We start from the raw sequence: 13,558 nt of genomic DNA, 5'->3' as shown, positions 1-13,558 counted from the left end.
CGGCCGATTATAGAGGCACCCGCTATTCGGACGTTTCGGCTGGAATCGCTCGCCATCCACGGATATAAGGGGATTTGCCGCGAACACTGCATCACCGAGGCGCGGCGTCCAGACGAACAATCAATGAAACAAGACTATGACAATCAACAAGAAACAGTCGTCGAAAGCAGTCACCGAGATCGCCGAAAAGACATTGCATGATCCGCACGCATCGAAAATTGCGAAGCGCTTCGCGGGATCGGTTCTCGCGCAGCGCCACACGAGCAAGCAGACCGGCGCGGCAATGGAACACAAGGCATCGCAAGCATTGAGAAGCCCGAAGTATTCGGAAGAGACCCGAACGATGGCGGCATCGCTCGTCGCTCAGTCGAACAAGGAACGCAAGAGCAAATAAAAAACGCGCCGCCGGTTTCCCGGCGGCGCGTCGGTTCAAAGCGCTTTCTGAAACTTATCGCGCGAGCAACAACGCATTCGTACGCTTCACGAAGCTCGCGGGATCATCCAGCGCGCCGCCTTCGGCCAGCAACGCCTGATCGAAAAGCAGATGGCACCAGTCGGCGAAATTGGCGTCATCCGCATGCAGCGCCTTCACCAGCGGATGCTCCGGATTCACTTCGAGAATCGGCTCCGCCTGCGGCGCGTTCTGCCCCGCCGCCTTCAGCATGCGTTGCAGATAGCCGCTCATGTCGCCTTCATCGGCGACGAGGCAGCTCGGCGAATCGGTGAGACGGAACGTGAGACGCACGTCCTTCGCCTTGCCTTCGAGCGCTTCCTTCATCTTCTCGACGAGCGGCTTCATTTCCTCGCCGACCTTCTCCTGCTGCTGCTTCTCCTCGTCGTCGAGCGCGCCGAGATCGAGATCGCCGCGCGCAACGCTCGCGAGCGGCTTGCCATCGAATTCATTGAGGAACGACAGCATCCACTCGTCGACGCGATCCGTCAGCAGCAGCACTTCGACGCCCTTCTTGCGGAACACTTCGAGATGCGGGCTGTTCTTCGCGGCCTGCCAGCTATCGGCGGTGACGTAGTAGATCTTCGTCTGCTCGGGTTTCATGCGCGCGACGTAATCCGCGAGCGACACGTTCTGCTCGTTGCTGTCGTTGTGCGTCGATGCGAAACACACCAGCTTCGCGATGCGCTCGCGATTGCTGAAGTCTTCGCCGATGCCTTCCTTCAGCACCTGACCGAACTCGTTCCAGAACGTGGCGTACTTTTGCTTGTCGGCGTCTTCGGTGGCTTCGGCCGACGAAGTAGCGATTTCTTCGAGCATCGACAGCACGCGCTTGGTCACGCCTTCGCGGATCGCCTTCACGTCGCGGCTTTCCTGGAGGATTTCGCGCGAGACGTTCAGCGGCAGATCCGCCGAATCGACGACGCCCTTCACGAAACGCAGATACGCGGGCAGCAATTGCTCGGCGTCGTCCATGATGAACACGCGCTTCACGTAGAGCTTCAGCCCGCCGCGATGCTCGCGGTTCCACAGATCGAACGGCGCGTGCTTCGGCACGTACAGCAGTTGCGTGTACTCGCTGCGACCTTCGACGCGGTTATGCGTCCATGCGAGCGGCTCGTCGTGATCGTGCGAGACGTGCTGATAGAACTGCTTGTACTGCTCGTCCGTGATGTCGTTCTTCGGGCGCGTCCAGAGGGCGCTCGCCTGGTTGACGGTCTCGTCCTCGTCCTTCGTGACCATCTCGCTCTTTTCGGCGTCCCATTCTTCCTTCTTCATGAGGATGGGCAGCGCCACGTGATCCGAATACTTCTGGATGATCGACTTCAGGCGATGTGTGGAAAGGAACTCGTCCTCGTCGGCGCGCAGGTGCAGCGTGATGGTCGTGCCGCGTTGCGCGCGCTCGATGTCCTCGACTTCGAAATCGCCCTCGCCCGCGCTCGTCCAGCGCACGCCCGCGCTTGCCGGCAGCCCGGCGCGGCGCGTTTCGACCGTGATCTTGTCCGCGACGATGAAGCCCGAGTAGAAGCCCACGCCGAACTGGCCGATGAGCGCCGCGTCCTTCTGCTGGTCGCCGGAGAGCTTCGAGAAGAATTCCTTGGTGCCCGAGCGCGCGATCGTGCCGAGATGCGAGATCGCCTCGTCGCGGCTCATGCCGATGCCGTTATCGTCGATGGTGACGGTGCGCGCGGCTTTATCGAACGACACGCGGATGCGCAGATCCGGATCGTTCTCGTAGAGCGCGCTGTTTTCGATGGCTTCGAAGCGCAGCTTGTCCGCGGCATCGGATGCGTTGGAAATCAGCTCGCGCAGGAAAATTTCCTTGTTGCTGTAGAGCGAATGGATCATCAGATGCAGAAGCTGCTTCACTTCTGCCTGAAAGCTCATGGTTTCTTGCGCCATGGTCGGGTCCTCTTTGATTTCGTTGATGCGGTTGCGTAGGCCTGTCCGGCCGAATTTGTCGGATATAAGGGCGCATCGGCCGGTTTCAAGAGCAGTGCGCGCGCCGCTATGATGCCGCATGCACCACAGCGCCCGGCCACTGACATCCGGCGAGATAGACATCGCCCGTCTGATCTTTCGCGACGCCATCGACTATTCGCGGGTGCGCGTGCATGCGCGCGGCTATCTGCCGTTCGGACTGCAACCGTCGCACACAGCGATGGCCCCGAACGGCAGCCTGTATTTTCCGCCCGCCTGCTTCCAGGATGACTTCTCCCTCTGCGATGCCCGCCAGCAAATGTGGTTCATTCACGAGATGACGCACGTCTGGCAGTTTCAGCTCGGCTATCCGGTGCGGCTGCGCGGCGCGGTGCGCATCGGCTTGCCGTATGCGTACACGCTCGCCGACGACAAGCGCCTGCGCGATTACAACATGGAAGCGCAGGGCAACCTGCTCGCGGATTATTTCGCGCTGAAGTTCTGCGACGGGCAAAGCCGCCTGTACGAGCATCGCTATCGGCACCTGCCCGGCGCGCTCGCGCTCTATGAAACCGTGCTCGCGGATTTCCTGCGCGCGCCGGACGGACGCGGGAATCTGCCGGGGCGCCGTCGCTAGGCGCTGCGCCGCGCGGCGTTATCCAGATAGCTCGACAGCATCGCGGGCAACGCCGGATCGCCGCAATTGGCGATATTGAAGCGCATCCATGTCGTCGGCGACTGATGCGGCGAAAAAAGGCTGCCTGGAGTCAGCAAAAAGCCGGCTTCGTGCCCGGCTGCCGCGAGTCCATCGGAATCGACGCCCGCGTCCGCCCACAAGAACATGCCCGCCGCCGCGGGCGGTGCGAAGAGCCGCAGGCCGGTCTTCTCCAGCATGCGCGCGGTTTTCTCGCGCACGCCATCGAGCCGTGCGCGCAGCCGTTCGACGTGCCGCCGGTAATGCCCTTCCGTCAGCACCTTGTAGACGACGCGCTCGTTGAGTTCCGGACTCGTCATGCCGACGAGCATCTTCTGATCGGCGAGCGCTTTCGCCACGTCCGGCGCCGCCGCGATATATCCGACGCGCAGATTCGCCGCGAGCGTCTTCGAAAAGCTGCCGAGAAAGATCACGCGCTTCAACTGATCGAGCGATGCGAGACGCGTCGCCGGAAAACCGGCGGGACAGAGATCGCCGTAGACGTCGTCCTCGACGACGATGAAATCGTATTCCTGCGCGAGTTGCAGAATCCGGTACGCCTGCGCCGCCGTCAGCGACGTGCCCGTCGGGTTCTGCAGCACCGAATTGATGATGAGCATCTTCGGCCGCCACGTCGCGACGAGCGTCTCCAGCGCGTCGAGATCGGGGCCGTCGGGCGTGTACGGCATGCCGACGAGCCGCGCGCCCTGCGAAGCGAAGCGGCCGAACATCTGGAACCACGCCGGATCGCCGACGATCACGGCATCGCCCGGCTTCACATAGAGACGCGAAATCAGGTCGATCGCCTGCGTGATGCCCGACACCAGCACGATCTGCCGCGCCGCCGACGCGCCGATCTCCAGTTCCTCCAGCCGCGTCTGCAATTGCTGGCGCAGCGGAAGAAAGCCTTGCGGCGTGCCGAAGCCGAGCATCTGCGCCCCGCTCTGACGCGACAGCGAACGCAGCGCGTTGGTGATCAGTTCGCCGTCGAGCCAGCGGCCCGGCAGATAACCGAGACCCGGCCCTTTTTCCGGACTCGACGTATGCAACATGTTGCGCAGCAGCCAGACCACGTCGATGGCGTTCTGCACCGGCTCGCGCTCCGCCGCGACGGCCGGCGCCTCGCCTTTCGCGACGAGCGACGGCGCGATGCGCTCGCGCACGTAAAAGCCGGAGCCGCGCCGCGAATCCAGATAGCCGTGCGCGACGAGCCGCTCATAAGCCTCGACGACGGTAAAGCGCGACACGCCCTTGTCGAGCGCGAGCTTGCGGATCGACGGCATGCGCATGCCCGGACGAAACACGCGCTCGTCGATGCGTCGGCGGCCCCATTGCACCAGTTGATCGACGAGCGTGAGTTGCGCGGCGTCGTGCGGGGCGGGAATCTGGTCGAGTGGAACGGACATGCGGGCCTCCGGTCTCCGGCGAGCGCGTTTGCGCGCGGTAAAAAACTGTACCGAATAGTATGGGGCCGATTGTACCGTTACTGTTACGGTGCGACCGGCTACATTCTGCTTTCGGGCTGTCCGGTGCGCGAGCCTGAAAGCGTTATGCTATCGGCCCTCATCGGCTTTTTCTCGCTTCGCCCGTCATGAACGAACATCGCCTCAAACTCGATCACCTCGTGATCGCCGCACGCACGCTGGACGAAGGCGCGCAGTTCGTCGCCGCGAAATTCGGCGTCGAGACCGTGCCCGGCGGCGCGCATCCGCTGATGCGCACGCACAACCGCCTGCTGAATCTGTGGGGCGGCGCGTATCTGGAAGTGATCGCGATCGATCCATCGGCGGCGCATGCCGATGCCGCGAGGCCGCGCCTCTTCGCACTCGACGACCCGGCCATGCAGCGCCGTCTCGACGCCCACGGCCCGCAGCTCGTGCACTGGGTCGCACGCGTGGATCGTCCGAAGTCGCTCGTGCGCTGGCGCGAGCAGTATCCGGAGCGCATCGCGCCCGTCGCGGCAATGTCGCGCGCCGGCAATACCTGGGGCCTGACGGTGCCGGACAACGGCGCGTTTCCCGCGTGGCAGCACGCCGGCGATGGCGTGCTGCCGTCGCTGATCCAGTGGGACACGCCGCGTCATCCGAGCGGCGCGCTGCCGGAAACGGGCATCGCGCTGCGCTCGCTCACGGGTTTCCATCCGCACGCGCAGGCCGTCACGGATCAGCTCGCGTGGCTGGGCGCGGCGCATCTGATGCACGTCGAAGAGACGGCGGGCGCGCCGGTCCTCGTCGCGCAGTTCGATCTGCCCGATGGCTCGACGCTCACCCTCGGCGAATCGGCGGAACTGGCCGAGGCGCGCGAGGAAGAAGCGCGGCAGGCATCCAAGCGCCGCCGCGTAAAGAAGACAGAATCACCCGATACGTCCGATTGACGTCCGCGCACCAGAACACACGAGGAGACACCCCACGATGAAGACCCGCGAAACCGAAGGCATGCTGCTCGGCCTGATCGGCGTCGTCATTTTCAGCCTGACGCTGCCGATGACGCGCATCGTCGTCGCGGAAGTGCATCCGATCCTGAACGGGCTCGGGCGCGCGCTCGTCGCCGCCATTCCCGCCGCCGCGCTGCTCGCCTGGCGTCGCGAAAAGCTGCCGACCTGGCCGCAGGTCAAGAGCCTCGCGGTGGTCGCGCTGGGGGTCATCATCGCGTTTCCGGTGTTTTCGGCCTGGGCGATGAAAACCGTGCCCGCCTCGCACGGCGCCGTCGTGAACGGCCTGCAGCCGCTGTGCGTCGCCATCTACGCCGCGTGGCTCTCGCACGAGCGGCCGTCGAAGGCGTTCTGGGCGAGCGCGATTGCGGGCAGCGCCATCGTCGTCGCGTTCGCGTTGCAGGCGGGCGGCGGCGGGCTGCAGGCGGGAGACCTGTTGATGCTCGTCGCGGTCGGCATCGGCGCGCTCGGCTATGCGGAAGGCGCGCGGCTCGCGCGTCAGATGGGCGGCTGGCAGGTGATCTGCTGGGCGCTCGTGCTGTCCGCGCCGATTCTGCTGCTGCCGGTCGGCTGGCTCGCGTGGGCGCATCATGCGGCGCACCCCGAGCCGCTCGCGCTCAAGACCTGGCTCGCGTTCGGCTACGTGACGCTGTTCTCGCAGTTCATCGGTTTCTTCGCGTGGTACGCCGGACTCGCGATGGGCGGCATCGCGCGCGTCGGGCAAGTGCAACTGCTGCAGATCTTCTTCACGATGGCATTCTCCGCGCTCTTTTTCGGCGAACACGTGAGCGCGTCGACGTGGCTGTACGCGGCCGCCGTCATCGTGACCGTCGTGCTCGGCCGCAAGGCCGCCGTGCGGGCCGCGCCGCAAGCGCCGGTGGTCGCCGCCGGCACGACGCACGCAAGATGACGCACTCGCGCCATAATTACGGATTGCAGTCCGTCAGCCCGGACGCAAAAACCCGCGGCCCGCGCCGCGAGAGACATAACCCCAGAGACAACCGAGGCATTTCATGAATCAAGCCGATCTCCGCGCCACGCCCTGGCAACTCTCCGAACGCGCCCGCAAGCTCACCAGTTCGGCGATTCGCGAAATCCTGAAGGTCACGGAGCGGCCGGAAGTCATCTCCTTCGCGGGCGGTCTGCCCTCGCCCGCGACGTTTCCCGTCGAGGAAATGCGCCACGCGTCGGAACGCATCCTGCGCGATCAGCCCGCCGCCGCGCTCCAGTACAGCGCGACCGAAGGATATATGCCGCTGCGCGAGTGGGTCGCGGCGCGCTACTCGGTGAACGGCGCGCACATCCGTCCGTCGCAGGTGCTGATCACGACCGGTTCGCAGCAGGCGCTCGATCTGCTCGGCAAGACGCTCGTCGATCCGGGCAGCCGCGTGCTCGTCGAAACGCCGACGTATCTCGGCGCGCTGCAATCGTTCTCGCTGTTCGAGCCGCACTACGTGCAGGTGCCGACCGATGAATCGGGCCTGATCCCCGAAGGGCTGGATGCCGCGCTCACGGCGAATGCGCGCCTGCTCTACGCGCAGCCGAACTTCCAGAACCCGACCGGCCGCCGCCTGCCGCTCGAGCGCCGCCGCGCGCTCGCCGCGTTCGCGCAGAAGGCATCGTTTCCGGTGATCGAAGACGATCCGTACGGCGCGCTCGACTATGCGGGCGCCCCGCTGCCCACACTGCTTTCGATGGCGCCGGATCACATCGTCCATCTCGGCTCGTTCTCGAAGGTGCTGGCGCCGGGCCTGCGCGTGGGCTACATCATCGCGCCCGAAGAATTGCACTTCAAACTCGTGCAGGCAAAGCAGGCGACCGATCTGCATACGCCGAGCCTCACGCAGCGCATCGTCTACGAAGTGGTGAAGGACGGTTTCCTCGACACCCACGTGCCGAAGATCCGCGCGCTATATCGCGATCAATGCAACGCGATGCTCGACGCGCTGGAGCGTCACATGCCCGCCGGCGTCGAATGGAACCGGCCGGAAGGCGGCATGTTCGTGTGGGTGAAGCTGCCGAAGCACATCGATTCGATGAAGCTGCTCGAACAGGCGATCGCGCAAAACGTGGCCTTCGTGCCGGGCGGTCCGTTCTTCGCGAACGAAGCCGAGCACAATACGATGCGCCTCTCGTTCGTGACCGTGCCGCCCGCGACGATCGATGAAGGCGTGGCGAAGCTCGGCGCGCTGATCCGCGCGAGCATCTGATTTTTCGGGGCGCAGCAGCGCCTCTCCCGCATTTTTCTGAGGAGCAACCGATGGCATCCAATGTCTACGACAAGCTGAAGGAACTCGGCATCGAACTGCCCGTCGCGGGCGCGCCCGCCGCCGCTTATGTCATGAGCGCGCAGAGCGGCAATACGGTGTATCTGTCCGGACACATCGCGAAGAAGGACGGCAAGGTGCACGCCGGCAAGCTCGGCGACACCATCACGACGGAAGAAGGCAAGGCCGCGGCGCGCAGCGTCGCCATCGACCTGATCGCGACGCTGCATGCGCACGTGGGCGATCTGAACAAGGTGAAGCGCATCGTCAAGGTGATGAGCCTCGTGAACTCGACGTTCGATTTCACCGAGCAGCATCTCGTCACCAACGGCGCATCCGAATTGATCGCGGACGTGTTCGGCGATGCCGGCAAGCATGCGCGCTCGGCGTTCGGCGTCGCGCAGATTCCGCTCGGCGCGTGCGTCGAGATCGAGCTGATCGCGGAAGTCGCTTAAGTCGCGGCCTCCGTCGCCTTCAAGCGAAACCCGACGCGCTCCGGCCGTCGGGTTTTTTTGTATCTCAGGAAACGAAACCTCATGTCATCACGCACGGTCCAGTTCAAACAGGTCGACGTCTTCACGTCCGTTCCGTTCAAAGGCAATCCGCTCGCCGTGATCTTCGACGCCGAAGGGCTCACGACCGAGCGCATGCAGGACATCGCGCGCTGGACCAACCTGTCGGAGACGGCATTCCTGATGCCGCCGACCGATCCGCGCGCCGACTATCGCGTGCGCATTTTCACGACGGCGGTCGAATTGCCATTCGCCGGCCATCCGACGCTCGGCAGCGCGCACGCGCTCATCGATGCCGGCTATACGCCGAAGACGCCCGGCCGGCTCGTGCAGCAATGCGGCGTCGGTCTCGTCACGCTCGCCGAACGCAGCGACGCCGATGGCGCCGCGTGGGCGTTCGCCGCGCCGCCCGCCACGATCGCCCCGCTCACCGATGCGCAGAACGAGCGCCTCGCCGCCGCCCCCGCGCCTGCCGTAATCGATTTCAGCGCGCCGCCCACCGCCGTGAACAACGGCGCGCCGTGGCTCGTCGTGCGCGTGCAGGACGCCGCGCACTGTCTCGCGCTGTCGCTGCAAGGCGCGGCGCGCGAATCGGTTGCCGCGCTCGTCGCGGAAACGGGCACGCACGGCATCGCCGTATATGGCCCGCACGCAGTCGGCGGCCCCGCGACCTTCGAGCTGCGCGTGATCCTGCTCGGCGCGGAAAATATCGAGGATCCGGTGACGGGCAGCGCGAACGCGGCGCTCGCGACGCTGCTGACGCATCAAGGCAAGCGGCCCGGGCGTTCGTACACGGTGCGGCAAGGCACGGCGCTCGGCCGCGACGGCCGCGTGAGCATCGAATACGACGACGAAGCGGACGGTGCGCCGGTCTGGATCGGCGGTTCGTCGGTAACTGTGATCGATGGGACATTCTGCATCTGAAACAATGACCTAGGCGCCGTCCGCCGCCGCGTGTATACCCCCAAGCGCCGCCCCTTTCTTAATCCTGGCGCCTTCGTTAATATCTGAACAATCGGGGATCAGAACGCAAACGCGGTTCACATCGGCGGACGCCAGGCGTCGTGGGGGTGAACCGCTCGCGCCGCAGCGCAAACGTATGCTCTTAAAGACACCGAACGCTCGCTGTCTCGCTCATGCCGGGCTTCGGGCGCTGCCGCCGGAACCGGCTCGACGAACGGCCGTTGCGGGCTCTCCTGACGCCGATCGGGACGTGGATCGGGTCTTGGACAAAACACCCGCCGATCATCCGCTGCGCGCCGCGCACGTTATATTCACTCGTTTCGGCCGAACGCCTCGAACCATGCATCGCTTCATCCATCTCGCGCAGTTCGCAGCACGCCCCGCGCTACGCGATCCAGCGCAGCCGGACGCGCCATGAAGCGCACGCGCTCGCACGCCTTCTCCAACGCCCTACTCGGCGCGCCCTCGGTGCGGCGCCGGCGTGCGCTGCTCGCGATTCCCGTGCTCGGCACCTTCGTGCTCGTCCTGCTGTGGGCGGTGATCTTCGCCCGGCTTTCCGTCGAACGCGAAGCGACGACGCATGAGTCGATGGCGTCCGCCGCCATTCTCTCGTCCGCGCTCGAGCAGCACACGATCAAGGCGATCCATCAGGTCGACCAGATCACGCGCTTCGTCAAATACGAGTACGAGAAGTCGCCCGACAACTTCGATCTGATCGCGACGGTCGAGAAAGGCGTCGTGCAGAGCGACACGCTCGTGCAGGTTTCGTTGATCGACGAATACGGCACGCTGATCGCCAATACCTCCGATCCTCATCCGAAGCCGATCGATCTCTCCGACCGCGAGCACTACAAGGTTCACGCGCATTCGAACGACGATCTGCTCTACATCAGCCGCCCGGTGCGCGGCCGCGTGTCCGGGCTCTGGACGCTGCAGATCACGCGGCGGCTCAATCATCCGGATGGCTCGTTCGCGGGCGTCGTGGTCGTGTCGGAAGACCCGGCCTATTTCACGAACGACTTCTACAACGTCGCGTCGATCGGGCGCGAAGGCGTGATCGCCGTCGTGTCGGACAACGGCTCCGTGCTTGCGCGCAGCACCGGCGGCAGCCTCGCCGAAAGCGCCGCCGCGAATGCCGCGAGCAACGCCGGCGCGAAGGGCAACGCGCAAGGCGGCGCGGCCGATCGCGCCCACGCCGCGTTCAGCGCGACCGGCGTGTATCCGACGACCGACCACGCGTCGGGCATCTACGTCGATCCGATCGACAACGTGAAGCGCATCATGTCTTACCGGCATATCGACGGCTATCCGCTCGGCGTGCTCGTCGGCCTCTCCGAGCGCGAGGAGATGATCGACTACAACCACACGCGCAACGTCTATCTGCTGATGGCGAGCTTTATTTCGCTCGCGATGCTCGGCTTCTTCGCGGTGGCGACGGGTCTCATCGGCAAGCTGCTCGGGCGCGAACGCGAGATGACGCATCTCGTCGAATACGATCTGCTCACCGGCCTGCGCAACCGCTATTCGACGCTGCGCGCGCTCAGGCAGGACGTGGCGCAGCAGGAGAACATCGGGCGGCTCGCGCTGCTGTTCATCGACCTCGACAACTTCAAGACCGTCAACGACACGCTCGGCCACAATGCCGGCGACATCGTCCTGCAGATGACCGCGTCGCGGCTCGCGGAGACGGTCGGGCAAAGCGGCACGCTCTCGCGCATCGGCGGCGACGAATTCGTGGTTGTCGTGAAGGGCGACGACGTCGAACAGCGCGCCGTCACGCTCGCCAACGACATCTCGACGATGTTCGCCACGCCCTTCGACGTGCGCGGCAGCGCGTTCGTGCTGCATGCGAGCATCGGCATCGCGCTCTTTTCGGTGTCGAACGAAAGCGAAATCGATCTGCTGAAGAAGGCCGATCTCGCGATGTACAGCGCGAAGGACGCGGGCCGCAACTGCTATCAGTTCTATTCGCCGCAGTTGTCGCATCGCGCGGATCATCTGATGAAGTGGGAGCAGCAACTGCGCGTCGCGTTGACGGAGCAGCAGCTTTTCCTCGTCTATCAGCCGAAGATCGATCTGACGCGCCGCTGCATCACCGGTTTCGAGGCGCTCGTGCGCTGGAATCATCCACAGCACGGGCTCATTCCCGCGAACGAGTTCATTCCGGTGGCGGAATCAACGGGACTGATCGTCGCGGTCGGCGATTTCGTGATCCACACTGCGTGCATGCAGCTCGCGCAATGGCAGCGCGACGGTTATACGGGACTGTCGCTCGCGGTGAACATCTCGGCGGTGCAGTTCTGGCGCGGCGATTTGCTGGAGACGGTCGCGCGCGCGATCGAAGCGAGCGGCATTCCGCCGGACAAGCTGGAGCTCGAAATCACCGAAACCGTGATGGTCGAATATCCGGAGCTCGTGCAGGAGAAGATCGTCGCGTTGAAGCGGCTGGGCGTGCGCATCGCGCTCGACGATTTCGGCACGGGCTATTCATCGCTGTCGTATCTGAACCGCTTTTCGGTCGACACGCTGAAGGTGGATCGCTCGTTCATTCAGGCGATTCCGGAAGACCGAAGCGTGTGCGTGATGGTGTCGGCGATCGTCAATCTGGCGCGCTCGCTCGGGCTGACGGTGGTCGTCGAAGGCACGGAGCGCGAGGAGCAGATCGCGTGGCTCGCCGCGCTCGGGCCGGTGGAAGCGCAAGGCTTCCTGTTCTCGCGTCCGGTACCGGCCGATGGCGTGCAGGCGCTGCTCGATCGCTTCGGCGTGTGCGGCTGGCCGCGCGCACAGTCGCCGCGTTCGCGCAAGGGCGAAGGATCGGAGACGCCGAGCACCGCGCTCAGCGATGCGCGCGGCGGGTGAATCGGCGGTTCGAATCAGAAGCCGCGCGACAAGACCGCCGTGCCGATCGTCACGACGCCCAGCACGAGATTGATCACGACGAGCCGTCTCACGGTGCCGACGGCCCTCGCGCCATCGGGCCAGTTCTGCGCCTGCACGGCGCGCCGGATGCGCGGAAAGACGGCAAAGCGAATATGGCCGTAGATCAACATCATCACGATGCCGAGACCGGCCATCGTGTGCAGCGGCCAGGCTGCGTGACCGCCGCCGAATTCCATCAGCAGGAAGCCGCCGCTGAGGAGAATCACGATCACCGCGACGCCGACCCAGTTGAAGAAGCGCGCGAAAACCGACTCCCAGAGCGGGAGGCGCAGTTGCGGCGTGAGATCGCCGAGCGCGGGACGCAGGCAGAAATGCGCGAAGATCATTCCGCCTATCCAAACGGCGACGCCGAGCAAATGCAGAAAGAGCGCCGCTTCGATGGCTTTGTTCATTGGGGTTCCGGGGTGATTCGCGTCATCGGTTAGTCGACGGCGGTGCGAAGGTCGACGGCAGACTCGCGTGCTGCTTGAGTTCCGCGGCATGCGAGCGCCGGACACAAAGGACTAGGAACGCATGCAGCCTCGGGGAGTTCCCGTTCGAGGCAGATTTTTGTCAGGTTGCAGGCGTTTGATTCGAGCGCCTAAGGATGTGCGCGCTGCGCAAGCAGCTAGGCCGCGAATACGACTTCCACGCGTCCGGCCTTCGTCGAGCGTCGCGGCGGCCCGACGACGATCTGCACGTTGCGGCCGAGACGCGCCAGCAGCTCGAGCATCTTCGCCTCGCTGATGCCGCGAAACTGTCCACGCAACAACTGTGAGAGCTTCGGCTGACTGATGCCGAGCACCTCCGACGCGCGTTGCTGTGTCCAGCGGCGCGCCTTGATGATTTCGCCGATCTTGCCCGCGAGCTGCGCTTTGACGCGCATTTCGTCGGCGTCGGTCATACCGAGGTCAGAATAGACGTTGCCGCTGCCCTCTTCAATTTCGATCATTGCCTTCTCCCGATGCATGAGCCTGGGCCGCCTTCAGCCGCATCCGAGTGATGTCGATGTCCGGCTTCGGCGTCACGATGCCATGCAGCGATTTCTTTTGGAAACAGTGCAATACGTACACTGCGTGCACGAACTTCACCGTGTAGACGGCGCGATACGCGCCATCCTGTGACGATTCCACCACCTCCAGCACGCCTGCGGATCCGAATCCCTTTAACGGCTTCGCGTGATCGTGCCTTCTTCCGGCCTGTGCCTGATGCAGGGCGAAGCCAAAAGTGTCCTGAATGTCCGTCGGCATTGCTTTGAGGTCTCGCTTCGAAGAGGCGACCCAATACAGGGGTTTGACTTCGCGTTCGTCCATGACTCAAAGGCAGTTTATACCCATTTGGGAATACGGCCACGCCGCTTCTTCGAGCTCGTGTCGAATCACCAGCGAGCGTTTCGAGGCG

The 13,558-nt window shown here is 64.4% G+C and carries 13 protein-coding genes; 8 read left to right on the top strand and 5 right to left on the bottom strand.

Translation table 11 applies throughout. The features are described 5' to 3' along the window. The first annotated feature begins 136 nt into the window (after positions 1 to 136). Positions 137 to 394: a hypothetical protein gene (locus AWB76_RS01575; RefSeq protein WP_061158358.1), complete on the top strand. Its 258-nt coding sequence runs from the start codon at positions 137 to 139 to the stop codon at positions 392 to 394. A gap of 54 nt (positions 395 to 448) precedes the next feature. On the opposite strand, the gene htpG is transcribed toward AWB76_RS01575, so the two are convergent. After that, positions 449 to 2,353, bottom strand: a complete 1,905-nt coding sequence (gene htpG, locus AWB76_RS01570; protein WP_061158357.1) for a molecular chaperone HtpG — start codon at positions 2,351 to 2,353, stop codon at positions 449 to 451. Between the two features lie 118 nt (positions 2,354 to 2,471). On the opposite strand from htpG, the gene AWB76_RS01565 reads away from it, so the two are divergent. Then, positions 2,472 to 3,008 (top strand): hypothetical protein, encoded by a 537-nt coding sequence (locus AWB76_RS01565; protein WP_061158356.1) that lies wholly within the window; start codon positions 2,472 to 2,474, stop codon positions 3,006 to 3,008. Here the strand turns inward: AWB76_RS01565 and AWB76_RS01560 are convergent. Continuing rightward, positions 3,005 to 4,471, bottom strand: a complete 1,467-nt coding sequence (locus AWB76_RS01560) for an aminotransferase-like domain-containing protein (protein ID WP_061158355.1) — start codon at positions 4,469 to 4,471, stop codon at positions 3,005 to 3,007. The genes AWB76_RS01565 and AWB76_RS01560 overlap by 4 nt on opposite strands. Positions 4,472 to 4,656: 185 nt before the next feature. Between AWB76_RS01560 and AWB76_RS01555 the strand changes: the two genes are divergently transcribed. The 6 genes from AWB76_RS01555 to AWB76_RS01530 all read left to right on the top strand — a co-directional run bounded on the left by AWB76_RS01555 (position 4,657) and on the right by AWB76_RS01530 (position 12,097). After that, entirely contained in the window at positions 4,657 to 5,439 is a 783-nt protein-coding gene (locus tag AWB76_RS01555; RefSeq protein WP_061158354.1) for a VOC family protein, read from the top strand. A gap of 37 nt (positions 5,440 to 5,476) precedes the next feature. Then, positions 5,477 to 6,406, top strand: coding sequence for a DMT family transporter (locus AWB76_RS01550; protein ID WP_061158353.1), 930 nt, complete (start codon positions 5,477 to 5,479; stop codon positions 6,404 to 6,406). A gap of 103 nt (positions 6,407 to 6,509) precedes the next feature. Then, entirely contained in the window at positions 6,510 to 7,706 is a 1,197-nt protein-coding gene (locus AWB76_RS01545; protein ID WP_061158352.1) for an aminotransferase-like domain-containing protein, read from the top strand. Positions 7,707 to 7,756: 50 nt separating this feature from the next. Beyond that, the gene (locus tag AWB76_RS01540; protein ID WP_061158351.1) at positions 7,757 to 8,218 is read left to right on the top strand and encodes a RidA family protein; all 462 of its coding nucleotides are present in this window, start codon (positions 7,757 to 7,759) and stop codon (positions 8,216 to 8,218) included. A gap of 81 nt (positions 8,219 to 8,299) precedes the next feature. Next, positions 8,300 to 9,199 carry a PhzF family protein gene (locus tag AWB76_RS01535; RefSeq protein WP_061158350.1) on the top strand — a complete coding sequence of 300 codons (900 nt, stop codon included), beginning with the start codon at positions 8,300 to 8,302 and terminating at the stop codon, positions 9,197 to 9,199. 453 nt (positions 9,200 to 9,652) lie between these two features. Then, positions 9,653 to 12,097, top strand: a complete 2,445-nt coding sequence (locus tag AWB76_RS01530; protein WP_061158349.1) for a bifunctional diguanylate cyclase/phosphodiesterase — start codon at positions 9,653 to 9,655, stop codon at positions 12,095 to 12,097. 14 nt (positions 12,098 to 12,111) lie between these two features. Here the strand turns inward: AWB76_RS01530 and AWB76_RS01525 are convergent, their stop codons facing one another. The 3 genes from AWB76_RS01525 to AWB76_RS01515 form a co-directional block, all read right to left on the bottom strand. After that, positions 12,112 to 12,570, bottom strand: coding sequence for a CopD family protein (locus tag AWB76_RS01525; protein ID WP_061158348.1), 459 nt, complete (start codon positions 12,568 to 12,570; stop codon positions 12,112 to 12,114). Positions 12,571 to 12,785: 215 nt separating this feature from the next. Further along, positions 12,786 to 13,109, bottom strand: coding sequence for a helix-turn-helix domain-containing protein (locus AWB76_RS01520; protein ID WP_061158347.1), 324 nt, complete (start codon positions 13,107 to 13,109; stop codon positions 12,786 to 12,788). Next, complete coding sequence (locus AWB76_RS01515; RefSeq protein ID WP_061158346.1) at positions 13,096 to 13,470, bottom strand: type II toxin-antitoxin system RelE/ParE family toxin; 375 nt, start codon at positions 13,468 to 13,470, stop codon at positions 13,096 to 13,098. The genes AWB76_RS01520 and AWB76_RS01515 overlap by 14 nt, the downstream gene beginning before the upstream one ends. Between the last annotated feature and the right edge of the window lie 88 nt (positions 13,471 to 13,558).

Origin of the sequence: Caballeronia temeraria (assembly GCF_001544795.2) — a bacterium.
In the GTDB taxonomy this organism is placed as follows: domain Bacteria; phylum Pseudomonadota; class Gammaproteobacteria; order Burkholderiales; family Burkholderiaceae; genus Caballeronia; species Caballeronia temeraria.
The sequence above is the reverse complement of the archived record's forward strand: the minus strand, read 5'-3'. Positions and strand labels throughout refer to the sequence as shown.

Excerpts from the sequence above, each read along its gene's own strand:
- AWB76_RS01525 (WP_061158348.1), bottom strand. The coding sequence starts at position 12,570 with ATGAACAAAGCCATCGAAGCGGCGCTCTTTCTGCATTTGCTCGGCGTC.
- AWB76_RS01545 (WP_061158352.1), top strand. The coding sequence starts at position 6,510 with ATGAATCAAGCCGATCTCCGCGCCACGCCCTGGCAACTCTCCGAACGC.
- AWB76_RS01550 (WP_061158353.1), top strand. The coding sequence starts at position 5,477 with ATGAAGACCCGCGAAACCGAAGGCATGCTGCTCGGCCTGATCGGCGTC.
- AWB76_RS01555 (WP_061158354.1), top strand. The coding sequence starts at position 4,657 with ATGAACGAACATCGCCTCAAACTCGATCACCTCGTGATCGCCGCACGC.
- AWB76_RS01560 (WP_061158355.1), bottom strand. The coding sequence starts at position 4,471 with ATGTCCGTTCCACTCGACCAGATTCCCGCCCCGCACGACGCCGCGCAA.
- AWB76_RS01540 (WP_061158351.1), top strand. The coding sequence starts at position 7,757 with ATGGCATCCAATGTCTACGACAAGCTGAAGGAACTCGGCATCGAACTG.
- AWB76_RS01575 (WP_061158358.1), top strand. The coding sequence starts at position 137 with ATGACAATCAACAAGAAACAGTCGTCGAAAGCAGTCACCGAGATCGCC.
- AWB76_RS01530 (WP_061158349.1), top strand. The coding sequence starts at position 9,653 with ATGAAGCGCACGCGCTCGCACGCCTTCTCCAACGCCCTACTCGGCGCG.
- AWB76_RS01515 (WP_061158346.1), bottom strand. The coding sequence starts at position 13,470 with ATGGACGAACGCGAAGTCAAACCCCTGTATTGGGTCGCCTCTTCGAAG.
- AWB76_RS01535 (WP_061158350.1), top strand. The coding sequence starts at position 8,300 with ATGTCATCACGCACGGTCCAGTTCAAACAGGTCGACGTCTTCACGTCC.
- AWB76_RS01520 (WP_061158347.1), bottom strand. The coding sequence starts at position 13,109 with ATGATCGAAATTGAAGAGGGCAGCGGCAACGTCTATTCTGACCTCGGT.
- AWB76_RS01565 (WP_061158356.1), top strand. The coding sequence starts at position 2,472 with ATGCACCACAGCGCCCGGCCACTGACATCCGGCGAGATAGACATCGCC.
- htpG (WP_061158357.1), bottom strand. The coding sequence starts at position 2,353 with ATGGCGCAAGAAACCATGAGCTTTCAGGCAGAAGTGAAGCAGCTTCTG.